A 23,918-nucleotide genomic window follows, 5' to 3' on the forward strand; every position below is an offset into this window, starting at 1 on the left:
GCGACGCGGGACACACCCGCCTCGCCCGGTCGCAAACGGTCAGATGCCGTGGCCGGCGACCTCGCGGGCGACGGCGCGCCGGCCGATGTCGCGGCGGCAGAACCCTTCCGGCCAGTCGATCCGGGCGACCGCCGCGTATGCGCGCGCCTGCGCCTCCAGCACGCTGTCGCCGAGCGCGGTGACCGCCAGCACCCGGCCGCCGTCGGCGAGGATGGCTTCGCCCTCGGCCCGGGTTCCGGCCTGGAACACCAGGGCGCCGTCGCGCTCGGCATCGGCGATGCCGCGGATCGTCGAGCCGCGCACCACCGTGCCGGGATAGCCGGCCGCCGCCATCACCACGGTCAGCGCCGCGCGCGAGGCGTCGAATTCCAGGCAGACGCCGGTGAGGTCGCCGTCGCAGGCCGAGAGCAGCGCCGGCACGAGGTCGGAGGCGAGCCGCGGCATCAGCACCTGCGCCTCCGGGTCGCCGAAGCGGGTGTTGTACTCGATGAGCTTGGGGCCGTCCGCGGTCAGCATCAGGCCGGCATAGAGGATGCCGGTGAACGGCGTGCCGCGCGCGCGCATGCCGTCGAGCGTCGGCTGGATGATCGTCTCCATCACGGTCCGCTCGATCGCCGGCGTGACGATGCCCGCCGGCGAATACGCGCCCATGCCGCCGGTGTTGGGACCGCGGTCGCCGTCGAAGACCCGCTTGTGGTCCTGCGCCGTGCCCATCGGAATCGCCCGCGTGCCGTCGCACAGGGCGAAGAAGCTCGCCTCCTCGCCGAACAGGCATTCCTCGATCACGACTTCCGCGCCCGCCTCCGCGAACAGCGCCCGCAGCGCGCCCTCGGCCTGCTCCACCGTCTCGGCGACGGTGACGCCCTTGCCGGCGGCGAGCCCGTCGGCCTTCACCACGATCGGGGCGCCCGCGGCGCGCACGTGCGCGAGGGCGGGATCGAGCGCGGCGAAGCGGCCGTAGCCCGCCGTCGGGATGCCACGCTCGGTGCACAGCTCCTTGGTGAAGCCCTTCGAGCCTTCGAGCTGCGCGGCGGCCTTCGTCGGGCCGAAGGCGCGGATGCCGGCCCGCGTCAGGTCGTCCACGAGGCCGGCGACCAGCGGCGCCTCGGGCCCGATCACGACGAGGCCGATGCGCTCGGCCTCGCAGAAGCTGCGGACCGCGCCATGGTCGGCGACGTTCAGCTCCGGCCGGTTCTCGCCGTGCTGCGCGGTGCCGGGGTTGCCCGGCGCCGTGAGCAGCCGGGTGCAGAGCGGGCTTTTCGCGAGGGCATAGGCGAGGGCGTGCTCGCGGCCGCCGTTGCCGATGAGAAGGATGTTCATGCGATCAGGATGTTCCCGATATCCGGAAGCGGGGAAAGGGCCGTTTCGCACGAAGGCGCGCGTCGTGCACCGGATCCACCGCCGCGCGGCGGCCTTTGACCTTGGCGCCGCGTCCGCATAGCACTCTCGCCATGGCCCTCGTCCCGCCCCCCGCCCCCCGCAGGTCGCCGCCGGCCGCGGACGTCCCGCCCGCGGCCGTGCTCGTCGCCAACCAGCCGGAATGGTCGGTGGGCGACCTCGCCTCAGCGCTCAAGCGTACCCTGGAGGACGCGTTCGGGCACGTGCGGCTGCGCGGCGAGATCTCGGGCTTCCGCGGGCAGCACGGCTCGGGGCACGCCTACTTCTCGCTCAAGGACGGCAACGCCCGCATCGACGCGGTGGTGTGGAAGGGCACCTTCAATCGCCTGCGGCAGAAGCCGCAGGAGGGGCTCGAGGTCGTCGCCACCGGCAAGATCACGACGTTTCCCGGCAAGTCCTCGTACCAGATCGTCATCGAGAGCCTCGAGCCTGCCGGCATCGGCGCCTGGATGGCGCTGCTGGAGGAGCGCAAGCGCGCGCTGGCGGCCGAGGGGCTGTTCGCGGCCGAGCACAAGCGGGCGATCCCCTTCCTGCCGCAGGTCGTCGGCGTGGTGACCTCGCCGACCGGCGCGGTGATCCGCGACATCCTGCACCGGCTGGAAGACCGGTTCCCGCGCCCCGTGCTGGTCTGGCCGGTGCGCGTGCAGGGCGACGGCGCGGCCGACGAGATCGCGGCCGCCATCCGCGGCTTCAACGCGCTGCCGGCCAGCGGCGCGATCCCGCGGCCGGACGTGCTGATCGTCGCCCGCGGCGGCGGGTCGATCGAGGACCTGTGGGCGTTCAACGAGGAGGCGGTGGTGCGCGCCGCCTTCGAGAGCCGGATCCCGCTGATCTCGGCGGTCGGGCACGAGACCGACACCACGCTGATCGACTTCGTCTCCGACCGGCGCGCGCCGACGCCGACCGGCGCCGCCGAGATGGCGGTGCCGGTGCGGGGCGATCTGCTGCTCACCCTCGACGACCTGACCCGCCGCCGCCGCGGCGCGGTGGAGCGCAAGCTCGACCGCCTCGGCGCGGATTTCCGCTCGGCGCTGCGGGCGATGCCCGGCGCCGACGCGTTCCTGGCGGGCAAGCGCCAGCGGCTCGACCTCGCCGAGGCCCGGCTCGCGCCGGCGCTCGCGGGCAACGCCCGCGCCTTCCGCGAGCGGTTCTCGCGCCTGCTCGACCGGCTCGTGCGGCATCCGCCGGAACTGGTTCTGGCCCGGGCGCGGGCGCGGCTCGCGGCGATCGACCATCGGCCGCGCCAGTCGCTCGCCAACCACGCGACCCGCAAGGGCGACGCGCTCGCCGCGCTGAGCTACCGGCTGGTCGTCGCGCGGACGACGACGCTGCGCCGGGCCGAGACCGAGACCGCCCGGTCGCGCGAGCGGCTGGCCGCGTCGCACGCGCGGATGGTGCAGGCCGGGGCCGGGTTGATCGAGCGCCGCAGCGCCCGGCTCGAACGGGCCGGCGGCCTCCTCGGCAGCCTCGGTTACCGCGCCGTGCTCGCCCGCGGCTACGTGCTGGTCCGCGACGGCGCGGGCGCTGCGCTGCGCTTCGGCCTCGGATTGCCGGCGGGCACGCCCGTGACGCTGCAGTTCGCCGACGGGCTCGTGGCGGCCAGGACCGAGGGGGAAGTGGCCGCACCCCCGCCGGAGGGCGCCCCGCCGGCGCGGAAGCGCGCCCCGCGCCGGGCCAAGGCCGCGCCGGCCGCACCCGCGCCGACCGCCGCGCAGGGCTCGCTGTTCGAGGCGTAGATCCCGACGACAAAAGGTCCGCTGATCGCGCGGGCTCAGCCCGGCCGGCGGTAGTGGTAGCGCAGCAGCTCGGTGCGAAATCCGAGACCGTCGTAGAGCGCGCGGGCGGCTTCGTTCACGGCCACCACCTGGAGGCAAGCGCCGGTCGCGCCGTTGGCGCGGGCCCAGCGCATCAGGGCGCCGACGGTGCGGCGGGCGTGGCCCTGCCCGCGCAGCCGCTCCGGCGTCGCGACGGACTCGATCACCGCGAGCGATCCGCAGATCACCGCGTAGCCCATCGAGGCGGTCTCGCCCGCCCGCTCCAGGGCGGCGAAGGCGCGGGGGCCGCGGATGCGGCCGGTCATCGCGGCGTAGATCGCGGCGGCCTCCGCGCCCGCGCCGGCAAGCCGGGCGCGGAGCGCGAGCCAGCCGGCGTCGGGCGCCGGCATCAGCCGCACGGCCGGATCGAGCCCGGCCGGCACCCCGTCGAGGGCGGCGAACAGGGTGAGCGCATGGCCTTCCGCGCCGTAGCCCCGGTCCGCGAGCGGTTGGTCGAGCTCCGGCGCGAGGCTGACCACCCGCACGATCGACGGCTGGCCGAGCGCCGCGTATTCGCGCTCGCAGGCCGCGATCGCCGTGGCGGCGGGCCCGCGCGGCCCGCGGGTGGGATTGAGCGAGTTCGTCCGCCGGGTCGGCCCGCCCGAGGCGCGCAGCAGCCATCCGTCGAGGTGATCTTGACGGGTCGCGGGCCATGCGTCGCGGCAGGCCGCTTCCGCCGTCCAAGCGAGGTCGTCGTGCTGTGACATGCCTTGTCCGCGGGCTGCCCGGGGGGCGGTTCCTATCACGGACGGAGGCGGACCCGACCGCCCAGACTCTTAACGTGTGGTTGTATCGACGAAGTCGAAACCGTATGTGAATTGTTGCTCGACGTTTCCGATCCTCATGACACCTTTGGCAGGCCGATGGAATTCGACGGCATCGACGAGAGAGGACATGCGGCGGAAGAGCTGCATGCCGCCCTCCAGGCGTCGGGCGTCGTCGGCACCTGGGACTGGAACCCGGTCACGCGTCGCGTGCGCTACGACCGGGGGGCCGCCGAGCTCCTGGCGGGCGACGCCGCTTTGGCCGGGCGCGAACTCGAGTTCGACGAGGCGGTCGCCGGCATCCACCCCGACGACCTGCCGTGGATGACGACCGAGGTGCAGCGCGCGATGCGCGTCGGCGGCCTCGTGCTGGCGGAGTACCGCGCCGGGATGCTCTCCGGGCAGCCGCGCTGGGTCTTGAGCCGCGGGCGGGTCTTCCACGATCCGCATGGCCGGCCCGTGCGCAGCACCGGCATCCTGATCGACATCACCGAAGGGCGGAAGGCCGAGGCCGGCTACGTGGTGGCCGCGCCGGATCCGGAGCAGGAGGCGCCGCTGCTGCGCGCCGCCGACCTCTGCATCGCGCTGCACGCCGCGGTCGCCGAGAGCGGGTCCGAGGCCCTGCGCGGCATGACCGACCGGCTGCTGTTCCAGATCGGCCGCGAGATCGCGCAGGCCGAGCGCGAGGCCTCCCGGCACTGATGGCGTCGGCCCGGCAGGTCTGCGCTTGGCGGGTCCGCGCCGGGCGGGCTTGACGGCGGCGATGGGGTTTGCGACGCGCCCGGCGATGCCGCGCCCTGCGGCACGCGTCCTGCCTGAGGGCGCGCGTGCCGCGACCAGGAGAGACCCGTGACCACGACGATCGCCAGCGACCAGCTGCTCCACCTCGTCTTCGGCGGCGAGCTCGAGGACATCGAGGGCATCCGGTTCAAGGACCTCGCCGGCCTCGACATCGTCGGCATCTTTCCCGACTACGCCTCGGCCAAGGCGGCGTGGCGCGCCAAGGCCCAGGCCACCGTCGACAGCGCGCAGACCCGGTACTTCGTCGTCCACCTCCACCGCCTGCTGGAGCCGTAGGGCGCCGGCTGTGCAGAGCGCGGGCCGGCGTGGCGCCGGCCATTGTGACGGTTCGACCGCGCTGATAAGAGCCCGATCGACGCGGATGCCGACGGGCCTGTCGATCGGCCGGTCGTTCCAGGTCTTCAGGACGTGTCTCGGCCCGAGACCCCAAATGTTGAGCCCGCAGGCATGAAGTCTTCGATCAAGATCATCGCCGGCAATGCCAGCCGGCCCTTGGCGGAGGCGATCGCCGGATACCTGGAACTGCCGCTCGCCAAGTGCATGGTCCGGCGCTTCGCCGACATGGAGATCTTCGTCGAGATCCAGGAGAACGTGCGCGGCGAGGACGTCTTCATCGTCCAGTCGACCTCCTACCCGGCCAACGACCACCTGATGGAGCTGCTGATCATGATCGACGCCGCGCGCCGGTCCTCGGCGCGGCGCATCACGGCGGTGATCCCGTATTTCGGCTACGCCCGGCAGGACCGGCGCACCTCCGGCCGCACCCCGATCTCGGCCAAGCTCGTCTGCAACCTGATCACCGAGGCCGGCGCCGACCGCGTGCTGACGCTCGACCTCCATGCCGGCCAGATCCAGGGCTTCTTCGACATCCCGACCGACAACCTGTTCGCCGCCCCGGTGATGGTGCGCGACATCAAGGAGCGGCTGACGAGCACCGACCGCATGGTGGTCTCGCCCGACGTCGGCGGCGTGGTCCGCGCCCGGGCGGTGGCCAAGCGCATCGACGCGTCGCTGGCCATCGTCGACAAGCGCCGCGAGCGCGCCGGCGAGTCCGAGGTGATGAACATCATCGGCGACGTCGAGGGCCGTTCCTGCATCCTCGTCGACGATATCGTCGATTCCGGCGGCACCCTCGTCAACGCGGCCGAAGCCCTGCTCAACGCCGGCGCCAAGGAGGTCTCGGCCTACATCACCCACGGGGTGCTCTCGGGCGGCGCGGTCTCGCGCATCGCCGCCTCCCGGATGAAGGAGCTGGTGATCACCGACTCGATCCAGCCGACGCAGGCCGTCAAGCTCGCCCGCAACATCCGCGTCGCGACGATCGCCCCGCTGCTCGGCGAAGCCATCGGCCGGACCGCGACCGAGGCCAGCGTGTCGAGCCTGTTCGACTAAGCCTTTGCCGGGCGGCCCGAAGAAGGACGCCCTCCCCCCATCCATCCCCCTCATCCTGAGGCGCCGCAGCGAAGCGGAGGCCTCGAAGGAGCCCTCCAGCCTTCGCCGCGGGTTCTGGAGGGCTCCTTCGAGGCCCGCTGAGGCGGGCACCTCAGGATGAGGGAGATGGATGGGACGAATGCTCGTCTCAGCCGTCCCGTCCCCGCACGAAGCCCCGCGAGATCAGCCGGCTGCGCTCGCGCGCCCGGCGGTCGGCTTCGAGCAGGTCGGAGAGCGCGTCGGCGATGACGCAGCGCAGGGCGAGGTCGGCGTCGCCCGCGCTGGTGAGGAGGTAGGCGCGGGCGATGTCCTCGACCGGGCAGCGGCCGGGCGGCAGGTCGGCCCGGCGGGCGGGAGCGGAGGCGACGGGCATGGGGTGCGACTCGTTTGAGAACATAACGAGAACACACCAGATTGGTTAAGGTTCGGTCAAGGGGTCGCGGAAGGGGTCGCAGACGGGGGCGGCTCGCCCGAGCCGGGATGCGGCCCCATCCGCCGGCGGTCGTGCTCGATCGCGAAGACGTGGGCGTAGAGGTTGGCGACCCAGCGCCGGCCTTCCACGGTAAGGTCGAGGGCGCGGATCGCGTCGCCGATCACCGGCTCGACCTTGCCCCAGAAGAAGCTCGGGTAGCGCTCGGCCAGATCCGCCGGGTCGACGTAGCCGAGCGGCTCGCACAGGCCCGCCTCCTTCAGCTCGTGGAACAGCGCGTTGAGCTTGCGCGGGTAGAGCGGATCGCCGAGCTGGCCGATGAGGTCGGCCGCGCGCATCAGCCCGGCCTCCGTCGCGGTCTCGGCGTGGTCGCCGTCGTCGGGCACCGGGAAGCGCGTCAGCTCGATGGCGCGCGCCACACGGCCGGCGTCGACGAACTCGTGGTCGGAAAAGCGCTCCCACACCGCGATCTTCGAGCGCTCGACGTGGTGCGCCGTGAGCCCGGCATCGGAGGCCCCGCGCGGCAGCCCGACGGTGGTGCCGGCGCGGTCGATCACGAACCGGGTGCGCGTGTCGCCGGCGCAGACGCCGCGGACGTAGCCGATGTCGTGGTAGAGCGCGGCCAGGATCGCGTGCAGCCAGTCCCGCGGCGACACCCCCTGCGCCACGAAGCGCCCGCGCAGGATGTCCTGGGCGACCAGTGTCACCAGGGTGGTGTGGTAGGCGTCGTGGTAGAGCGCGTCGCTCTGCACGATCCGCTCGATCGTCAGCCGCGCCGATTCCTCGATCACCTCGACATAGCCCGGCTCCCGGCTGCCGAAAGTGCGCCGGTAGATTTTTGCGAGGTGCTCGCCGAGGGCGTCGGCGAGGAGCTTTGTGGCGTCGAGCATGTGCGATCCATCAATGAAAAACCATGAATTGACTAGCTGTGTGGAGCGACTTATTATACAATTCGATTATATCAAACATATTAGTCATTGAGGCGATAATACACCTATTGCATAATTCAAGAAACAAAAGCTTGATCTGAAAACTATAGAGATTATTCTTTTTAGAAAAGAAGGTGCAGAGGTGGTTGCCCATTTAAAATTGTAAGAGTAACACTCTGGACGTGGTTGGTTTCCGAGCAGATAAATTTAAGAAATTTGTGACGGAGTTTGGTATGGATCCCCTCGAGCAGGAAGCAATCAAAGGCGCAGGCGCTTTGATATCAGATTTTTGCAAAATTTCTATGAGATTCATTGCCGGTAAAACACATACAGAAATTGAAAAAATTAAAGTTATATTTGAAGTTGGTTTCCAAGAGTATATACAAAAGAATATCAGAAAGTATTCATCCGTAAAAACATTATTACACAGATATCAGCCAATTAATATCAAATCTATATATAGCTCCCCGAACATTATGTTTGGAAAAAAAAGCAGAGGACGAAGAGCAATTTGTACAAAATATTGAGGATAGGACCGGAATAGTCATCACAGGGATTGCCGGGTCTGGCAAATCTATGTTTATGAAGCATTTATTCATAAGATTTTGTAGTGATAACATCGGCCTAATACCCATATTTGTCGAACTAAGATCTCTTGAATCCGACAATCTTGATATAATAGAGCATATTTCTAGACAAATATCAAATTCCATCGAAGGATTTACAAAGTTTCAATTGGAATATGGTCTTAAAAATAAGAAATTCATCTTACTTCTGGACGGCCTTGATGAGGTAGACTCAAATCAGCGCGATGACGTTAGTAAAAATATTGTAGATATGTTTGAAAAATATGACGGAACTCCTATAATAGTTTCCAGTCGCCCGGATGGAAGATTTGCAGGGTGGAATCAATTCTACGTAGGGCACATTGAGCCCCTTTCCATACAAAAAGTGAAAGAGCTCATTAGTAGAATTGACTATGACGAGACTATAAAGATCGATTTTATCGAAGAAGTCGAGTCAAGAATATTCGAAACTCATCAAAGTTTCTTATCAAATCCGCTTCTGTGCACTATGATGCTGATGACATTCACAGAATTCGCGGAAATACCAAACAAAATGCATGTGTTCTATTCTCATGCTTTTGATGTTCTTTTTAGTAGACATGATCGCATGAAGGCATCATTCAAAAGGAAGTTTTATACCGAACTTGCAGTCGATGATTTCAAAAAGATACTATCAGTCTTTTGCGCCCTTACCTATATGAAGCAGCAATTCGTTTTTACAGAAAATAGCGCGGCAGATTTTGCAAAGAAATCTATCGACCATTGCTCAAATCAAGAGAAGCCCGCAAATTTCATAATGGATCTTAGCGAATCGATTTCCTTCTTATTGTTAGAGGGTGACGAACTATCTTTTATCCATCGATCATTCCAAGAATACTTTACTGCAATATTCTTGGCCGAAAGAACATTTAAAGACATAGAGAGTACAATCAATAAAATTTCATCATCGCGATCAGAAGACCAGGTGATTGAGCTTCTCTATGAAATTAATAGTGAGGCTCTAGAAATTAAGTATATTAGACCTAAAATGAAAATTCTCATGCAAAAATTTGATGAGATAGATCTAGAGAATAATCCGGCGGAAATATTTTCATTATTTTATTTAGGATATATGGTTGATCATGAAAGTAGTATTCAATTTCTAGTCGGAAAGTCTAGTCAATCTGGAATGTTCTATGCGGAATATTATGGATTACTAGCTTTGATTGAACGCTGTTATCCAAGCGCAGGCGGATATAATCTCGATGGGAGTGATTTCGACTGGTCGGAAATTATCGAACGGCAAGAAGACGCTGAAGACGACATGATTTTAAAAATCGATAATCCAACTAATATAGATATTATTGGCACTCCATTATTCAATCATATCAGTCTATTATTTCATCGACTTCAGGCTATTAATAATAATCTTGAGCTACGACAAAATAGCCAAGAGGAACTATTATTGCATATGTTCGATAGGGACCCCTAATTAAACAACCGTTTAATTGCGCGACGCAAATCATATTCCATTCATGTATAGCTGCCGAAGGAATTATGTTTTGCAATCTTAGAATTCAAGTATGGATCACCTTCCCATAAGCATCCAGCACGCTCTCGTGCATCATCTCGGACAGCGTCGGGTGCGGGAAGACCGTGTGCATCAGGTCTTCCTCGGTGGTCTCGAGGTTCATGGCGACGACGTACAAAGCCATGCACTGATAGTGCCTTAGGGCACCACCCCGGTCTAGGGGGTAGGTAGGGGTAGGAGGCGACAGGATACCCTCGCGGAACTCGCTGGCACAATCTGGGCACAGTGAGTGAGACCCATGGCCACCATCAGGAAGCGGAACGACAAGTGGCACGTCCAGGTGAGGCGTAAGGGGTCCGCTACGATGACCCGGTCGTTTCTCACCAAGGCCGATGCTCAGACCTGGGCACGACAGACCGAGACCCAGGCAGACAGGAGGGGTCTCCCGGTTGGCCTCAGGACTCTCGACACCCTCACCGTGGGTGACATCATGGTGCGCTACCGAGACACCGTGACCCCTACCAAGAGGGGAGCCGTCCGGGAGGCAATGGCGGTGAAGGTGCTGCTCAAGCATGCCATCGCGAAGGTGCCCCTGAGCGCCCTCACGGTCGCCAAGGTGGCTGCCCACCGAGACCTCAGGCTCCGCACGGTGAAGCCCGCAAGCATCAACCGGGAACTGGCCCTCTACCGGCATGCCTTCGAGGTTGCTCGGAAGGTCTGGGACGTACCCCTCTCCGAGAACCCATTCGCCCTCGTAGTGAAGCCCAAGGTGCTCAATGCCCGGACTCGACGCTTGGAGGCCGGTGAGTGGGAGGTCTTGCGGGAGGGGTGCCGGCGATCTCGGAACCCGAACGTCCTGCCCATGGTCGAACTGGGCCTAGAGACCGCCATGAGGCGCGGAGAGGTCCTCCGAATGCAGTGGCAGGATATCGACTGGACCAAGCGCACCCTGCTCATCCCGACCGCGAAGAATGGCCACGCGCGGACCATACCGTTGACTGGGCGGGCCTTGGCGGTGCTCCGGGAGCGGATGGCGGTGGCGGCCTCGGGGGAGCTTCGGGTCTTTCCGACGACTGAGGACGCGGTGAAGACGGCGTGGCGGTGGGTGATGAAGCGGGCCCCCCTCCCCGACTTCCGGTACCACGACCTCCGGCACGAGGCTGTGAGCCGGTTCTTCGAGCTGAACCTGAGCATCCCTGAGGTCGCCCTCATCAGCGGCCACCGCGATACCCGGATGCTGATGCGGTATACCCACCTGAGGCCCGAGGCGTTGGCGGACAAACTGGCGAAGCTCGGGGCGCCTACGGTGGTTTCGGCGCCCGCACTCTTGCGGCGGTCACGATGGGCCCCTGAGCCGGCGAGCGCCAAGCGGCGAGGCAGGTGAGGCTCTGCGGTGGGAGGTCTAAGCCGAACGGCATCCCGCCCGGCCGCCGCACAGTAGTTGTCCCATGGTGCCAGTAACCCTCTGACGCTTTAAGCCCGCTCTATCGCCGCAGGGCCTTCTCCGAGTGGGATGTGCCATATATTGCCTTAATCGCCGGCCATCGAGCGGCGGAAATTGGCCAGCGCAGAATTATGATGCAGTACCACCATTCCCTCTCAGGCCCGGCATCGTTGACCGTATGGCCTGCCGACATGAGCACGAAGGCCACGGAGCCGAGGGAGCTACCCAGCCTCCAAGAGGCGCTGGATGAAGCCCTCAAGGCGCTCAACGACGGCACCGGGACGCCTTGGGTCACCACGAGCGACGGCCTCATCCTGTCGCCGGCCCATCTCAGGGGCATGCTGCATTCGGCTTGAAGTTCCGAATGGCCCTCACGGTAATGCGCTTTATTCCGCCGAGCCCTCCCCGGAAGTGCCTGCCATCCGCAAACGCCAGCGCAATTTTGGGAAAGTCCAGCCGCGAAGAACCACGCCGAGGAACAGCCAGAGAGCGAGACGGTTAGGAGGTACAACTTAGGGAGTACCGCTTATGGATGTCTGGCAGCTCATCGGACGCGACCACGCGAACATCGAGCATCTCATCCATGAGGCGCCGAGGGCCTTGAACGGACCCGGTGTCGTGCGAAGCCGCGAGACGCTCCTCGGTGAACTGATTGACGAGCTGGAGTCACACGCCTCGGCCATCGAATACAGCCTGTATGGCGCCCTCGCGCAGCGGCCTGAGACGAGCCAACTCGCCGCCGAGCTGTATGCCGGGCACAGGGAGTTCATGCGGCAGCTTAACGGGCTGACCCGGTATCGCCGGAACGGCTCCGAAGGCTGGCTCGACACCTTTGAGGATGTGACCTTCCTCGTTGACCAGCACCTTCACCGGCTCAAGCGCGAACTGCTGCCCGCGGCTCAAAAGGTCCTCTCGGCGGACGAGGTCCGGGATGCGACCCGCGTATTCATCAGGGCTAAGACGCGGGTCATACAGGGGCGCCGTCCCACTCGATTTAGCGAGCTTGTGTCAAGTGAGATGGGACTCGGCGTTATCGTCGGCACTGCCGTAGCCGGCCTTGGGTACCTGCTCTGGCAGGGTGGCTATCTCGGCCGGTCTAACAGCCGCTCAAGGTCGAACAGTCGCTCAGTATCGTACGCTGGGCAGAGGGGCATCAACCCGGCAACGGCATCCGTGCCGGCCGGCCGCGACACGAGCAGCATCGGGAGGGATCGCCAGGAGCGGTTGCTCGATGATGGGCTTGAGGAGACTTTCCCCGCAAGCGATCCGATCTCGGCCCAGCGGTTCACCTGAGGTGAAGACGGAGAGCGGACAGGAGATTGGCGGCGTGACCGATCACATTAGCTACCCGCCGCTGAATACGCCGAAGCAGGTTGCCGAAGGTGTCTGGATCGTGGATGCGGAGCCGGTTCACCCGGGCCGCATTCCCTTACCCATTCGCATGACGGTGCTGCGGCTGGCTGGAGGCGGGCTACTGCTGCATTCGCCTGTTCCGTACCGCCCGAGCCTGCACCGCGCTCTGGAGGCGCTGGGCCGCGTCGAGCACTTTGTGGCCCCGAGCGTGGGCCATTGGATGTTCCTTCAAGACTGGCAGGCCGCTTGCCAGAACGCGATCACCTGGGCGGTCCCTGGGCTTAAGGACCGTGGGCAGGTTCGCCGCTCCGGGGTTCGGATCGACGCAGAGCTATCGAACAAGCCACCTCGCATATGGGCGGGCGAGATTGACCAAGTGCTGGTGAAAGGCCCTGTGTTCAAGGAGGTTTGCCTCTTCCACCGACCAAGCAGGACGCTCCTCCTCACGGACCTCATCATCAACCTGGAAGGCGACCTCCTACCGGTTGGTCCTCGGACCCTCGCCCGCGTGCTCGGGATCGTCGCGCCGAACGGCAAGGCACCGCTCTACCTCCGCCTCCTCCTCCGCATGAACCATCGAGAGGTCGCACTCGCAGCTTGGAGGCTCGTGGCGTTCAACCCGGATCGGGTCATCTTCACGCATGGCCATTGGTTCAACCGCGACGCTACGAGCCAACTGCGGCGCTCGCTCTTGTGGCTTCTCGGCCCCGTCGAAGGCGAGCGGCGGCTTCCACAGTCGAGCATGCTCCCGGTCGCCCTGCCACGAACCTCTACAGTCCTTGCTGCCGCGGCGCTGCTGGGTCTCGTTGCGGTGGTGGCTTACCGTAGGCAGAGGCGGCCCGATGTCTGAGGTGGGAGCCCAGTGCTAAGGTCTACTTCGCCGCCGGGGCTCCTGGGTTTGCCTCAGGATCAATCTCCCGGTTCTGATTAACTGCGCCCTCGGTAGGCTCCTTTTGAGCGGCGACCTGCTGGCGCGTCACGCTAAGCAGCTTGTCGAGCTTTGCCAGCTCCCCGGTCTTCGCCGTGAGGTCCTCTGCAACCGAGGAAAGCTGGCCTTGCGTCTCCGCGAGCTTGCTACGGGTCGCCTCCAGCTCAGAGGCGCTAATCAGCTTCTCCGCGCTCAACTTCGTAACGGCATCTTGCATCTGGCCTCGCTCGGCGTGTGCGAGGGCTATGTCTCGCGCAGCTACCGCCAAGGCATCGCGCGACTGCTGAGCCCGGGCCTGGATAGCAACAAGCTGCTGCTCTTGGGCACTAACCATCTTGTCGGCCTCTTCCGCTCTTTGCTGCAACTCGCTGCGGCGAAGCTCCAAGGCGGCAAGCTCCTCCCTGGCCGTCACGAGCTTCTGAGTGGCCAGCTTGCCCTCCTGCTCGCTTGCTGCGGTTCTGGCCTGCAACTCGGTGAGAGTGCCTGCCGTCGCCTGTTGCTGGGCAAGCTGCCGCCGGAAGTCTTCTTGGGCTGTCACGAGCATGGTGATGTGCCGAGCATGCGCCCGACGCTCATTGCCCTGCTGGACGGCCATGATGATCCCGACAGCGAGCAAGGCGACGACAGCAATGGCCAATCCGAGCGGGACGGGCCGACGTAGCTCCGAGACGGTTCCAAGTGCCACAGGGCGACCTCACAGGCTGGCGGGTAGGCGAACCGTCAACGCGAGGATAGGGCGGGTGGGTCCGCCTTGGGCTGGGCCGTATGGGCGGCCTATGGCGGGCTTCGCCCATTGTAGGGCTCGCTGGTCGCTTGCGAGTTTTGCCCGGTCCTGGCGTGAGGAGACCCACTGGGATGCGGGAGGCAACGGGCTCTACGGTGTTCCTTATTGTCGCCCTCGCGCCGACCCTCGCGCTGGCCCGGCGGGTGATCGTTAAGGACGGGACCGCGGATGCGAGCTTGCAGGGTGCGGCGGCCTTCCTTGCGCTGTTCCCCGTGGTGGCCGTGGCGGTGTTCGCGATGGCTCGGTGGGTTGGATGGCGGGGGTAAGAGTAGAGGCCACGATGCTCTCACTGGTCACACGCGCCGGGGGGGGGGGGGGCGTCGGTCGGGACCAAGGGCAGAAGTTTAGCTTGAACGTTCTCGCGGAGGAGTTAAGTCGGATCGAAGCCCCGAAGGCGGTGCGAGGCGAAGAATAGTTTGCCTCATGTGATATTACCATCTCGCGACGCTAATTCACAGGAGCGTAGAATGCTTCCGCCGACCTATTCTCGCCGCCGCAGATTGAGCGAAGCAAGCGACGTGGAGGTATATAAGTACGAATCAGTACCGAAAAAGGTAAAAGTTCAAACCGTACAAATCATTCGTGGCGCCATAGGGACATACTATCACAACGGAAACAATAGCGCCGCCGGTAAGCTGTACGAATATATTGCGCGTGAGATGCGAAAAGAGGTAGGAGTTCATAAGCTTACTGAACATGCGCGGAATGCAGATGATGAGTTTCTGAGATGGCTAGAATATACAAATGACGTAGAAGCGTGGCTGGACGGCGTAGAGTATTCAATGCGCGGAATAGATAGGCTGGTTAGAGGTAAGGAAGAGTACTATTTCGGCAGGCATTCAAGCCCCGACGAAGCAATCGCCGAGTTCAATGCGCGCATGCAAGAGGCGGCTATTGGTTATCAATATGTCTCAGGTGACATAGTGCGAATTGACTCCATGCACATGCACAAAGAGGTTGTACTGCCCGCATTAGGCTTGTTGAACCAAGAGAGATTTGCTGCGGCAGAACAGGAATACAGATCGGCACATCAGGCATTTCGCAATGGAGAACTAGAAGATTGTATTATCGACTGCGGAAAAGCCTTTGAAAGTGTACTTAAAGTAATAGGAGCTGCCCGTAGTTGGCCGATAGGGGGCAACGATACGGCCAGCAAATTGATCCAAGCTGCGGCTACGGCAGGATTCATTGCGCCATACGCTTCTACCAGCCTGAATCATCTTAAGGGCTTGCTGGAAAGTTCGACGCCGACCATCCGAAACAAGGAAGGTGGGCACGGCGCCGGCACTACTCCTCGGGTTATTGCGCCGGAACTGGCAGCACTTCAATTGCATCAGACCGCTGCCATGATCCTTTATCTGACACAGCGTGACGCTTCACTTCGAAGTGCGGGCGAATGACGCATCGGCGTGCCCAAAGCAGCGGTCGCAACGGCCTCACTCCTGGTCGCTTTGACGCCCACCCTTGCTCTCGCCCGGCAGGTGATCGTTGACGACGGTAAAGCGGGGCGGGACCTCCGGTGTGCGGCGGCCTTCCTCGCGCTGTTCCCCGTGGTGGCCGTTGCGGTCTTCGCGGTGGCTCATTGGATGAATTGGCGGGGTAGCTAGCGGTGAGTCGGCTCAAATCAGAACGCCACCATTGGTGGCCGGAATGCGTATCAAGCTTCTGGAAAGACGCTGACGGTTGCGTGAACTGGCTCGACCCGACCGGGCTTGTGCGCCGAGCGCCACCGAAAAATTTTGGAGTGATTGGTAACGGGCATCACATCAAGCTTGGGCGAAATCCGAACGAGTCAACGGCTTGGGATCAGTCCTTCGAGCCGGTATTCCAAAACGCCGACAGTAATTTCCCTTCTGTGATTGCCTGGCTAGACAGCCTTGAGCGGGAGCTGAAGCCTGCGACCTCGGCTGTTACAGAGCGGTTGATCGTTCAAGAATCGCCTGACAAAATGATAGAGAAGCTCGTTCAGGGGATAGTGTCACTCGCGGTGCGTAGCCCTATGAATCGAGAAGCCGCTGTAAGCGTAGCCGAGAGTCTGCGAGGTCCAATTAATGAACCAGAGAGAAGCACCCTGATAGGGATGAATATGCGCGACTCTTTTGACAGGGCAGTCAAATCTATCGGCACAAGCGGTAAGTTTGTAATTATGTACTCTGTCAGTCGAGAGTTTATATTTGGAGATGGCTTTTATCACAATATCGTCACACCGGCAGCCGCGCCTTCAAGTCCAAAGATACTTGTTGCATTAACCCCGAATATAAGCGTTTTATATGCGCGTCCTACGCAGTATAGCGTTAATCCGAAACTGAGGACCTTATCTTTGCATCCTTGCGAAACCACCTGCCTAAATGATTCAGTTCAAACATACGCGAAAACCGCTCTTTACTACCGCAGCCAAAAACCCGAGATCACGGAGGATTTCCGCGAAGCAAAGCATTTGAAATACAATTTTCTGCAAAATCCGATTGATGCTTTCATAGCGCAAATCTCATGAGCCTTGGCGGGAGCAATGGCCAAAGCCAGACATACGAAATGCCTAACCCTCGGCTACCATCTCGCTTGCCTACTGCTCCGGTACCATCCCGTTCAGGTCCACTCCGAACGCTTGACCCACATGCGCGATGGTCCCCGCGCCCGCCTGTTGGTCCGTCTTAGGGCCCTTCAGCGCGGCGGAAGCCGCACGGTGCTTACAGCTTGCTCGAAAACAGCCACGCGCACCTTCGGGAGAGCTATCAGCAACCTGCCGGCTGCTTCTCGGCACGCAGACACAGTGCCCGTAAGCGACGCCTGCGGCCTAGACCCCCTCTTCTTCAATGCCTCTTCTGCACTCTTCAAGCTTCTCGGTGCTGCTGTACTCAAGGTGACCAAGAAGCAGGACGCCTCAAGTCGACTACCCCCTGTAGTCTACCTCTCACCGGGCAACTCTGAGCCGGCATCTAGCCCGTCACCGAGTTGGCATCGGGCCTCCCTCACTGCCAGGTCTTGATGCACCCATGATAGGTGCAGTCCTGCCCCCCCTTCCTTCTGAGGGGTACCTGATGCCCTTGCTCGGGGGTGCCACTGGGTACCGTGGGTGGCATGAGATCTCCCCTGGAGCACCCAAATGGGTCCGGTGGTGCAGAGCCGTAGACCCACTGCCGACATGGCTGTGCGATAGGACCGAATGGTTGCAATGACGGTGACATGAGGTCGGCGGCCGGAGGGGGGGCGAGTGAGGGGACAATACCATCACCAGCTGCTTGGGAGGATCGAATGGCTCTACTTAATGACCCCCTGGTACCCTTTAGATGGGAGGTAACTAGTAAAGCGATTTCAATGAGATAGGCAGGCGATGGCCGGCGACCGTCTCCGCCGCGTCGCTCATGATGCGAGCAACCTTGTCCGCCTTCGAGCGGGCGACCATCAGGCCATCGTGCATCGGTAGAGCCGTTATCTTCTGGTCCGCGAGGTCCAGTAGCGCCTTCACGATCACCTGGGACTCGGTGAACATCAAGCTAAGCCCGATGCCCGTCTCGAAGATCGGCGCCAAAGCTGGATGCGCAGCGAGGATCGCGGCCCGAAGCTGCGGCCCCGAGGTGCCTGGAGGAAGCTCGCCACTGGTGCCCCGTGGGACACGCGTGAGCGGGGTCCGCCGGAACAGCATCGCCAGTACCGCCTTCTTCACCCCCGCCCGCCACGGCGCCCCTGGGAGTCCGGGAAGGCCTGCGTAGAGGTCGCCGGGCGGCGGCGTGAGATTAGCGCGGAGGTACGCGAGCCGCACGAACATTGCGTCGAAGTCCAGGTCCGCAACCGGTTCTCCCTTGATGCGAATTCGGTGGCGTTGGTCCTTAGCGAGTGTCTGCCACCAGCCCCCGAATAGGCGCCCCCCGAGGTCGAAGCGCTCGGTTCCCTCGGGATCATCAGGCTGGACGTTGAAATGCCGACGAAGGAACGGGAAGCTGGTCGGGCAAGGTTTGCCCTCGTGATCCTCCAAGCTGATGTCGGACGAAGCGAGGAAGGCGTTGATCGCCTTCATCTCCGCCCGGTACCGGTGGGTCTCGTCGGTGTCCGCGTAGTCTATCAGCTCGCGGCTTTCCTCTCGGCCGGCAAAGTCGCGCTCCACTTTGCCGAGATAGATGGTCTCGCGGCCGGGCTCCTGGCTGAAATGATGAAGCCCGATCTTAGTTTTGCGCAGAGTGGAAGCCCAGTTTTCGCTGATCGTTATCGAACTCGATGTCCCCTTACGGCTGGAGCGATGGAGTGAGAGCACCGAGTCGCCGTAGCTAGCTAAGAGTTCAACTACGCTCGGCATATTGCCGAAGCCTTTGCGGTCGTAACGCGTGTGCTTCTGCTTGGCCGCCCTCAGACTTACGCCAACGGTAGGGGGCTCCAAACCAAGCGCGACGGCGTATGCCAAGTTGGCGAAAACGGTCCTGGCGATAGCGTCGCGGCTTTGTCTGTCCTTCTCGCGCATGCGGCGGACACGAGGCGTTCCGACGTAGGTCCAATGGCCTATGATGTTGTCACCAACGGCCCGGACCGTGAGAAGACTACAGGTCAACCACGGATTGAACATATGCTCATGGCGAGCATTATGTGAGTCCCTTGACCCCTCTGCCATATCACTCGCTTGCGAGACCACCGCGCCTACCGTCTCCACATTGGCAGCATCCTTCCGCCAGTCAGGCCGTAGCAGCATCGCTCCCTCCCTGTGTCGAGAGGGCGAGCGTAGATCTAAGGCTGAGGACGGCGGGCAGGTGTGCCTCGCGGACATGCTCGCACGCCTCCTCCAGCATCAGCCCGAGGTGCCGAAGCGCCAACCCGGCGGAACGAGGATAGCGGTCGTATCGGGACCCCGGCCCATAGACCACGTGGGAGCCGCTCGCGAGTCGAAAGACTGCCTTGGCCGCCTGGACCCGCCGGTACTCTGTTGTCTCGCTGCCGGGGGAAACGGAGTCTTCCGCGATGGCGGCGCAGACCGCGAGGTAGTTCACTAGGAGCCGCCGTGGTGCGATCCCGGCCCGGCGCAGGCGAGCGAGGGAGGCACGCGCCTTTGCCGGTGGATCTAGCAGTTCGTTCACGTCCACGATCCGCTCCACGGGCCCAGAGTCCGCCATGAGGCAGTCCAGGGCGTGCATGGCCGCCACCACCCAAATGTCGTTCGGGTGAGTCTTGAGGAAACGCTCGGCGGCCTTGCGGTACGGGTCGAGGACGGCGGCGGGATATGTCTGCTTCCAGTGGCAGCCGTGTCGGTTGGCTCGTTGGCAGCATCGACGGCAGTAGAGAAGGGACAAGCCCTTCCCCGCTAAGGCAGCTGGTGGCCGTCCGCACCCCGCCGCAACGCAGACCTGGAGAGCGCCATCCGCCCGATAGGCCGTCCGCTCGCGGAGTGCGACCGTGCCCGGTCGGAGCCCCCGAGCGTTCGCTATTGCAGCGCGACGGTTCACGCGCGAACCACCGCCTGCCGATCCTCCTCCAGTCCGTCCATCGCCATGCGGAGGAGTTGCTTGGCGGCTTCCGTCTTGTCTCCTGGAGTGCCGGGGAAAAGTGCATCGGGTGCGTCCACCACGGAGATGATGATTTCGCCATAGTTATCGACCGTGTCGTTGGCGGTGCGCCGGTTGTTCCGTGAGAACACAATGTTCGCACACGTCAGATTGAGCGTGTCGCCGTCTGCATAACCAAAGTCTTCTTCGGACTCCGCTCCGGCGATCAGCCTGGAGAAGACCGTTCCCGCGCTCCGGGCCTTCCTCCCGAAGACCTTCACGTAACGCCGGCCGTTGGTGGCGTCCACGAAAACACTCTGCCCGCACACCACGATGAGCAACAGCATGGCATAGGCGCCTGGGTTGCAGCGGCACCGGAGAGCTTTACCGTCCTTATCCTCTAGGTTGAACTCGATGACTGGGAGGCCGCCTGCCTCACCTTCGACGGCAATACGAGTGATCCCGCCGACCTCCGCCAGAAGCAGAAGCCGCAGTGTCTGAGCGGAGCACGGTTGAGTGAGGAACTGCCGCAAGCCAGCGAGAGCGACAGCGAGTTGGTCGGTCGAATGAGAGTTCATGGCGATCCTGACAGCGGGGGGAAGCTCCAGTTACAAGCCGATACATAGTGCTGAAATTTGGCATTTCAAGCGGAAATTGATGGGCGATAATTGCTGCTGAGTCGGCCTTTCGTGCGATCCCTGTCCAACTCACCGGAGTGGTCCTGCCGGTAATCCCTCAACCGGGGCAGACACCTCTGCGCCGAAGACCAGCCTGCTGCCCGCACTGGGCACGCCACGGCGGAGCTTTGCCCGAACCGCAGCCGAGCCTATGCAGCGTGAAGCCGACATCGCGGCCACCGATGCCGCGCACATGGACGCCACCGCCGCCTTCACCCTCGCAACCGGCATCAGCCTCGCGCTACACCTGTGGCGTGTGCGCATCGGCAGCTCAAAAGTGTTGGCTACCTAGGGTTGATGCTCTAGGCGCTCGTTTAGGTTCAGATATGCTGCCGGCGCCACTCGAAGCCCGCCGCAGGCCCATGAAGATAAAGTCCGTTCGCATTCAGAATTTGCGGTCGCCAAGGGATCAGACCATCGGGCTAAGCGATTATACCTGCTTGGTCGGTGCCAATGGAGCGGGTAAATCGACTATCCTCTGCGCTCTTAATATATTTTTCCGAGAGACGGAAAATAGCGCAACAAGCCTGAGCCACCTCGATGCAGAGGACTTTTATCAAAAAGATACCTCCCAGCCCATCGAGATCACTGTAACCTTTGAAGCGCTCAACGAGGCGGCCCAGGCTGACTTCAAGGATTACTTTAGGCAAGGACAGTTGGTCATTACGGCCCGCGCCAACTACGATGCTACGGCGGGTCACGCGGTCGTAGTCCAGTATGGCAATCGGCTGGGCATGGAAGCCTTTGCTCCGTACTTCGAGCGAGCATCGGACGGCGCTAAGGCGTCAGAACTGAAAGAGATTTTCCTGCGCCTCCGGGGCGCCCACGATGGTGTGAAGGCCGCCACCTCGATGGCTGACATGGCCGCAGCTCTCCGCGAGTTCGAGACCGACCATCCTGACCTTTGCGTCCTTCTTCCGAGCGAGGATCAGTTCTACGGGGTGAGCCAAGCGGTGGGCCGGCTCAGAGCCTATGTGCAGTGGGTCTACATCCCGGCGGTGAAAGATGCCGCCGATGAGCAAGCCGAAGCGAAGAACACGGCATTCAGTCGGCTCTTGAGCCGGACAGTCCGGGCTCGCGTCAACTTCTCGGAGAAGATGAAGGGCCTTCGGGACGCCGCCGAAGCTCAGTACCGCGAGATGGTCGCTGCCGAGCAAGGCGCTCTCGATGAAATATCAGCGGCTCTCCAAGGGCGTTTGGCGGAGTGGTCGCACCCGGAGGCAACAGCGAAACTGCTTTGGCACCAAGACACCAAGACCTCCATTCGGCTTGAGGAGCCGTCCGCGAGACTGCTTGCAGGTGATGGCGAGTTCGAGGGCCAGATATCGCGCTTTGGGCACGGCTTGCAGCGCTCCTACATTATGGCGCTTCTGCAAGGCTTGGCGTCTAACGACGATGAACAAGGCCCGAAACTGATCCTCGGGTGCGAGGAGCCGGAGCTATATCAGCACCCGCCACAGGCTCGGCACCTAGCGTCGGTTCTGCAAAAGCTGAGCGACAGCAACTCACAGGTCATCATCACCACGCACAGCCCGTTCTTCATTGAGGGCCGTGGGTTCGACAGTGTGCGCCTTGTCCGCAAAGATCGGGCTCAACGCATGTCGCGCGTGACCAGTGCAAGACTTGAAGATGTAAGCCGGCGCTTGGCAGAGGTAACCGGGGAGCCATTGCTGGCGAGAGATGGAATCCTGGCGAAGCTGCATCAGGTCATGCAGCCAATGCTCAATGAAATGTTTTTCGCTCCCCGCATCGTTCTCGTCGAGGGCTTAGAGGACGTTGCCTACATCAACGCCTGGATGGTGCTCACGGAACGGTGGGATACTATGCGGAAGCATAGCTGCCATCTAGTCCCTGTTAACGGGAAGAGCGAGATCATTCAGCCGCTTATCGTGGCTGATGCGCTAGGCATCTCTGCGTTCGTCGTCTTTGATGGTGACGGAGACAAAATTGCCCATGTCAATCCAGATACTGCTAGGTCTAGGCGTATTGTACATGAGCGAGACAACCAAGCGCTCTTAGCTCTGTTAGGCGCTACAGGGTGGGCGCCATTCCCGACTGAGACCTATTGGCACAATCGGTTTGTGATGTGGCACACGGACTTGGCGAAGGTCGCGGAGACCGAGGTTGGTGCGGAGCGCTGGTCTCAGTCCGCAGAGGCTGCCAGCCGCCTGTATGGCAACGCTGGCGGCCTTAAGAAGAACTCCCTCCATGTAGCGGCGCGGCTCGATGCGCTCCACAAGGGCGAATGCCGACCGGCATGTTTGGAGCGGCTGTGCGACTCGATCTTGGAGTTCTGCACGGCTCACTAGATAGCTGCCGCCACGGGGGTCCGGGCAGTCACACTTTAGTACCGCTCGCCGGTGTACTTGCCGGCGGCGTTGAAGCTGAAGGATCGATCAAAGCCGAAGGCGTTCCATAGCCTATCGAAGACTGGCCGTAAGACCTCCTCATCAGTTTGTTGCGGGTCTGTGATGACGGCCTCGGGCAAAAGCAGCACATCGGTCCGCGTCGGCCGTTTTAGGTCGAAGGCCCGTCCAGAGCTGGAGAGATTGTGGCCGCGAACTCCGATGAGTGAGAGGAAGACGTAGAGCGGCAGCTCGACACCCTTCTTTGTCAGCTTCTCGCGATAGCTCTGCAAGGCCTGTAGAGCAGACCATTCAACTGTCGAGGCGGGGATGAACCATCCGTCTTCACCCTTGTGGCCTACGGTGGCAGCCCCCTCGATGATGCCGGAGCGGAAAAGCATCGCGTAGCCGTAGGTGCCGTCAGGGTCCTGCTCCTGGCCGGAGAACGTCGCGAAACCTTCCAGGGTATGGCGGGCATTGAAACTGCCGCCCGCGAGGCCGAAGGGAAAAATGAGGTCGTGGTTACGGTCTATCCCGACATCCCGCTTCGCCGCGAACGTCTCTAAGGGGACCACATGAAGGACGGCCTTGGCACCGCTTCGCAAACCTACGGGTCCTTCACCCGCTTCAATGATGCTCAGCCTTTCGTTCCTGAACCGGCGAATGCGATCATGTACACCCTCGGCGGACAGGAAGGCAGCCCGCAACTCTGTCACGTCCAAGGCGGTCTTCCCGGCGTTGGTCCGGCCGTAGAAGTGCCCGTGGTTGCGGAACGTCACCCGATGCGGCCCGAGGTAGCTGCGCGGGATTCTCACTAAAAGAAGACCCTTGCCGCTCGGCCCCGCTAGCCACCGTACCTCCACCCTCGGCAAGCGAGGCTCAAGGCCGGACCGTAGGCTGCCCTCCAGGCGCAACACCTCCGCATCCGGGTCCGCCAACTCGATGCCAGGAGCGCCCGTAGCCTCGCCCTGCGCCTCCGTGATGCCGAACACGATGTCGCCGCCGGCCGTGTTGGCGAGGGCGGAAACGTCCGCCAGGAACTCGCGCTTGTCGTCGTCCTTGCCGCCCACTAGGGCTTGCTTAAAGTCCAGCGTACGCCCTTCCCGGAGGCCCGCTTCCACCATCGCCTCTACATCGCTGAACGTCAGCGCGTCGATTGCCTGCGGGAGCATCGTGGCACCTGTGCGAATTGGGCGAGGGAGAGACGGGACACGCCCTCCTCTCCTGCTAAAGTAACCGCCTACTCAGGCCACCGCAAAGCGCTCGCGAAGCTAGCTCG

The 23,918-nt window shown here is 62.5% G+C and carries 24 protein-coding genes; 14 read left to right on the top strand and 10 right to left on the bottom strand.

Annotated elements, in window-relative coordinates; translation table 11 throughout:
- Nucleotides 1-39 precede the first annotated feature (39 nt).
- Nucleotides 40-1,320: a phosphoribosylamine--glycine ligase gene (gene purD / locus MKK70_RS07385; RefSeq protein WP_147841946.1), complete on the bottom strand. Its 1,281-nt coding sequence runs from the start codon at nucleotides 1,318-1,320 to the stop codon at nucleotides 40-42.
- A 131-nt stretch (nucleotides 1,321-1,451) separates the two neighbouring features.
- On the opposite strand from purD, the gene xseA reads away from it, so the two are divergent.
- Entirely contained in the window at nucleotides 1,452-3,134 is a 1,683-nt protein-coding gene (xseA, locus tag MKK70_RS07390; protein ID WP_243946624.1) for an exodeoxyribonuclease VII large subunit, read from the top strand.
- A gap of 35 nt (nucleotides 3,135-3,169) precedes the next feature.
- On the opposite strand, the gene MKK70_RS07395 is transcribed toward xseA, so the two are convergent.
- Nucleotides 3,170-3,919 carry a GNAT family N-acetyltransferase gene (locus MKK70_RS07395; RefSeq protein WP_243946625.1) on the bottom strand — a complete coding sequence of 250 codons (750 nt, stop codon included), beginning with the start codon at nucleotides 3,917-3,919 and terminating at the stop codon, nucleotides 3,170-3,172.
- A gap of 156 nt (nucleotides 3,920-4,075) precedes the next feature.
- Between MKK70_RS07395 and MKK70_RS07400 the strand changes: the two genes are divergently transcribed.
- The 3 genes from MKK70_RS07400 (at nucleotide 4,076) to MKK70_RS07410 (ending at nucleotide 6,169) form a co-directional block, all read left to right on the top strand.
- Nucleotides 4,076-4,678, top strand: a complete 603-nt coding sequence (locus tag MKK70_RS07400) for a PAS domain-containing protein (protein ID WP_243946626.1) — start codon at nucleotides 4,076-4,078, stop codon at nucleotides 4,676-4,678.
- A gap of 147 nt (nucleotides 4,679-4,825) precedes the next feature.
- Entirely contained in the window at nucleotides 4,826-5,053 is a 228-nt protein-coding gene (locus MKK70_RS07405; protein WP_147728057.1) for a DUF4170 domain-containing protein, read from the top strand.
- A gap of 171 nt (nucleotides 5,054-5,224) precedes the next feature.
- Complete coding sequence (locus MKK70_RS07410; RefSeq protein WP_147728058.1) at nucleotides 5,225-6,169, top strand: ribose-phosphate pyrophosphokinase; 945 nt, start codon at nucleotides 5,225-5,227, stop codon at nucleotides 6,167-6,169.
- 187 nt (nucleotides 6,170-6,356) lie between these two features.
- Here the strand turns inward: MKK70_RS07410 and MKK70_RS07415 are convergent, their stop codons facing one another.
- Together MKK70_RS07415 and MKK70_RS07420 are read right to left on the bottom strand one after the other, a co-directional pair.
- Nucleotides 6,357-6,581 carry a hypothetical protein gene (locus MKK70_RS07415; protein ID WP_147728059.1) on the bottom strand — a complete coding sequence of 75 codons (225 nt, stop codon included), beginning with the start codon at nucleotides 6,579-6,581 and terminating at the stop codon, nucleotides 6,357-6,359.
- Between the two features lie 56 nt (nucleotides 6,582-6,637).
- Nucleotides 6,638-7,528, bottom strand: coding sequence for a metal-dependent phosphohydrolase (locus MKK70_RS07420; RefSeq protein WP_243946628.1), 891 nt, complete (start codon nucleotides 7,526-7,528; stop codon nucleotides 6,638-6,640).
- Between the two features lie 272 nt (nucleotides 7,529-7,800).
- Between MKK70_RS07420 and MKK70_RS07425 the strand changes: the two genes are divergently transcribed.
- Nucleotides 7,801-8,094, top strand: a complete 294-nt coding sequence (locus MKK70_RS07425) for a hypothetical protein (protein ID WP_243946630.1) — start codon at nucleotides 7,801-7,803, stop codon at nucleotides 8,092-8,094.
- Nucleotides 8,048-9,604 (top strand): NACHT domain-containing protein, encoded by a 1,557-nt coding sequence (locus tag MKK70_RS07430; RefSeq protein WP_243946632.1) that lies wholly within the window; start codon nucleotides 8,048-8,050, stop codon nucleotides 9,602-9,604. Before MKK70_RS07425 ends, MKK70_RS07430 begins: the two co-directional genes overlap by 47 nt.
- An 85-nt stretch (nucleotides 9,605-9,689) precedes the next feature.
- Here the strand turns inward: MKK70_RS07430 and MKK70_RS07435 are convergent, their stop codons facing one another.
- A complete protein-coding gene (locus MKK70_RS07435; RefSeq protein ID WP_187275488.1) occupies nucleotides 9,690-9,827 on the bottom strand; it encodes a hypothetical protein in 138 nt (45 codons plus the stop codon).
- Nucleotides 9,828-9,941: 114 nt separating this feature from the next.
- Between MKK70_RS07435 and MKK70_RS07440 the strand changes: the two genes are divergently transcribed.
- The 4 genes from MKK70_RS07440 (at nucleotide 9,942) to MKK70_RS07455 (ending at nucleotide 13,290) form a co-directional block, all read left to right on the top strand.
- Nucleotides 9,942-11,027: a site-specific integrase gene (locus tag MKK70_RS07440; protein WP_243937952.1), complete on the top strand. Its 1,086-nt coding sequence runs from the start codon at nucleotides 9,942-9,944 to the stop codon at nucleotides 11,025-11,027.
- A gap of 251 nt (nucleotides 11,028-11,278) precedes the next feature.
- On the top strand, nucleotides 11,279-11,443 hold the full coding sequence (locus MKK70_RS07445) for a hypothetical protein (protein WP_187276161.1): 165 nt from the start codon (nucleotides 11,279-11,281) through the stop codon (nucleotides 11,441-11,443).
- Nucleotides 11,444-11,615: 172 nt separating this feature from the next.
- Entirely contained in the window at nucleotides 11,616-12,380 is a 765-nt protein-coding gene (locus MKK70_RS07450) for a hemerythrin domain-containing protein (RefSeq protein WP_243946634.1), read from the top strand.
- A 34-nt stretch (nucleotides 12,381-12,414) separates the two neighbouring features.
- Nucleotides 12,415-13,290: a DUF4336 domain-containing protein gene (locus tag MKK70_RS07455; RefSeq protein WP_243946636.1), complete on the top strand. Its 876-nt coding sequence runs from the start codon at nucleotides 12,415-12,417 to the stop codon at nucleotides 13,288-13,290.
- A 22-nt stretch (nucleotides 13,291-13,312) separates the two neighbouring features.
- Here the strand turns inward: MKK70_RS07455 and MKK70_RS07460 are convergent, their stop codons facing one another.
- Nucleotides 13,313-13,963, bottom strand: coding sequence for a hypothetical protein (locus tag MKK70_RS07460; protein WP_243937958.1), 651 nt, complete (start codon nucleotides 13,961-13,963; stop codon nucleotides 13,313-13,315).
- A 656-nt stretch (nucleotides 13,964-14,619) separates the two neighbouring features.
- Here MKK70_RS07460 and MKK70_RS07465 point away from each other — a divergent pair.
- Nucleotides 14,620-15,552, top strand: coding sequence for an STM4504/CBY_0614 family protein (locus MKK70_RS07465; protein WP_243946638.1), 933 nt, complete (start codon nucleotides 14,620-14,622; stop codon nucleotides 15,550-15,552).
- A 287-nt stretch (nucleotides 15,553-15,839) separates the two neighbouring features.
- A complete protein-coding gene (locus MKK70_RS07470; RefSeq protein ID WP_243937962.1) occupies nucleotides 15,840-16,646 on the top strand; it encodes a hypothetical protein in 807 nt (268 codons plus the stop codon).
- A gap of 804 nt (nucleotides 16,647-17,450) precedes the next feature.
- Here MKK70_RS07470 and MKK70_RS07475 read toward each other — a convergent pair.
- From MKK70_RS07475 to MKK70_RS07485, 3 genes are all read right to left on the bottom strand, one after another.
- Entirely contained in the window at nucleotides 17,451-18,605 is a 1,155-nt protein-coding gene (locus MKK70_RS07475) for a hypothetical protein (protein ID WP_243946639.1), read from the bottom strand.
- Nucleotides 18,606-18,813: 208 nt separating this feature from the next.
- Nucleotides 18,814-19,425 (bottom strand): hypothetical protein, encoded by a 612-nt coding sequence (locus tag MKK70_RS07480; RefSeq protein ID WP_243937964.1) that lies wholly within the window; start codon nucleotides 19,423-19,425, stop codon nucleotides 18,814-18,816.
- Nucleotides 19,426-19,574: 149 nt separating this feature from the next.
- Nucleotides 19,575-20,195, bottom strand: a complete 621-nt coding sequence (locus tag MKK70_RS07485; protein ID WP_243946640.1) for a hypothetical protein — start codon at nucleotides 20,193-20,195, stop codon at nucleotides 19,575-19,577.
- A gap of 250 nt (nucleotides 20,196-20,445) precedes the next feature.
- Between MKK70_RS07485 and MKK70_RS07490 the strand changes: the two genes are divergently transcribed.
- Together MKK70_RS07490 and MKK70_RS07495 are read left to right on the top strand one after the other, a co-directional pair.
- Entirely contained in the window at nucleotides 20,446-20,586 is a 141-nt protein-coding gene (locus MKK70_RS07490; RefSeq protein ID WP_187276105.1) for a hypothetical protein, read from the top strand.
- Between the two features lie 70 nt (nucleotides 20,587-20,656).
- Nucleotides 20,657-22,603, top strand: a complete 1,947-nt coding sequence (locus MKK70_RS07495; protein WP_243946641.1) for an ATP-dependent nuclease — start codon at nucleotides 20,657-20,659, stop codon at nucleotides 22,601-22,603.
- A 35-nt stretch (nucleotides 22,604-22,638) separates the two neighbouring features.
- On the opposite strand, the gene MKK70_RS07500 is transcribed toward MKK70_RS07495, so the two are convergent.
- On the bottom strand, nucleotides 22,639-23,811 hold the full coding sequence (locus tag MKK70_RS07500; protein ID WP_147726703.1) for a helix-turn-helix domain-containing protein: 1,173 nt from the start codon (nucleotides 23,809-23,811) through the stop codon (nucleotides 22,639-22,641).
- Nucleotides 23,812-23,918 lie beyond the last annotated feature (107 nt).

It is taken from the genome of Methylobacterium sp. E-041 (assembly GCF_022829665.1).
Taxonomy (GTDB): domain Bacteria; phylum Pseudomonadota; class Alphaproteobacteria; order Rhizobiales; family Beijerinckiaceae; genus Methylobacterium.

Coding starts and splice junctions, on each gene's coding strand:
- MKK70_RS07450 (WP_243946634.1), top strand. CDS start 11,616: ATGGATGTCTGGCAGCTCATCGGACGCGACCACGCGAACATCGAGCAT.
- MKK70_RS07490 (WP_187276105.1), top strand. CDS start 20,446: ATGCAGCGTGAAGCCGACATCGCGGCCACCGATGCCGCGCACATGGAC.
- MKK70_RS07485 (WP_243946640.1), bottom strand. CDS start 20,195: ATGAACTCTCATTCGACCGACCAACTCGCTGTCGCTCTCGCTGGCTTG.
- MKK70_RS07445 (WP_187276161.1), top strand. CDS start 11,279: ATGAGCACGAAGGCCACGGAGCCGAGGGAGCTACCCAGCCTCCAAGAG.
- xseA (WP_243946624.1), top strand. CDS start 1,452: ATGGCCCTCGTCCCGCCCCCCGCCCCCCGCAGGTCGCCGCCGGCCGCG.
- MKK70_RS07495 (WP_243946641.1), top strand. CDS start 20,657: ATGAAGATAAAGTCCGTTCGCATTCAGAATTTGCGGTCGCCAAGGGAT.
- MKK70_RS07410 (WP_147728058.1), top strand. CDS start 5,225: ATGAAGTCTTCGATCAAGATCATCGCCGGCAATGCCAGCCGGCCCTTG.
- MKK70_RS07440 (WP_243937952.1), top strand. CDS start 9,942: ATGGCCACCATCAGGAAGCGGAACGACAAGTGGCACGTCCAGGTGAGG.
- MKK70_RS07475 (WP_243946639.1), bottom strand. CDS start 18,605: ATGCGCGAGAAGGACAGACAAAGCCGCGACGCTATCGCCAGGACCGTT.
- MKK70_RS07435 (WP_187275488.1), bottom strand. CDS start 9,827: ATGGCTTTGTACGTCGTCGCCATGAACCTCGAGACCACCGAGGAAGAC.
- MKK70_RS07400 (WP_243946626.1), top strand. CDS start 4,076: ATGGAATTCGACGGCATCGACGAGAGAGGACATGCGGCGGAAGAGCTG.
- MKK70_RS07500 (WP_147726703.1), bottom strand. CDS start 23,811: ATGCTCCCGCAGGCAATCGACGCGCTGACGTTCAGCGATGTAGAGGCG.
- MKK70_RS07420 (WP_243946628.1), bottom strand. CDS start 7,528: ATGCTCGACGCCACAAAGCTCCTCGCCGACGCCCTCGGCGAGCACCTC.
- MKK70_RS07460 (WP_243937958.1), bottom strand. CDS start 13,963: ATGGCCGTCCAGCAGGGCAATGAGCGTCGGGCGCATGCTCGGCACATC.
- purD (WP_147841946.1), bottom strand. CDS start 1,320: ATGAACATCCTTCTCATCGGCAACGGCGGCCGCGAGCACGCCCTCGCC.
- MKK70_RS07425 (WP_243946630.1), top strand. CDS start 7,801: ATGGATCCCCTCGAGCAGGAAGCAATCAAAGGCGCAGGCGCTTTGATA.
- MKK70_RS07395 (WP_243946625.1), bottom strand. CDS start 3,919: ATGTCACAGCACGACGACCTCGCTTGGACGGCGGAAGCGGCCTGCCGC.
- MKK70_RS07415 (WP_147728059.1), bottom strand. CDS start 6,581: ATGCCCGTCGCCTCCGCTCCCGCCCGCCGGGCCGACCTGCCGCCCGGC.
- MKK70_RS07465 (WP_243946638.1), top strand. CDS start 14,620: ATGCTTCCGCCGACCTATTCTCGCCGCCGCAGATTGAGCGAAGCAAGC.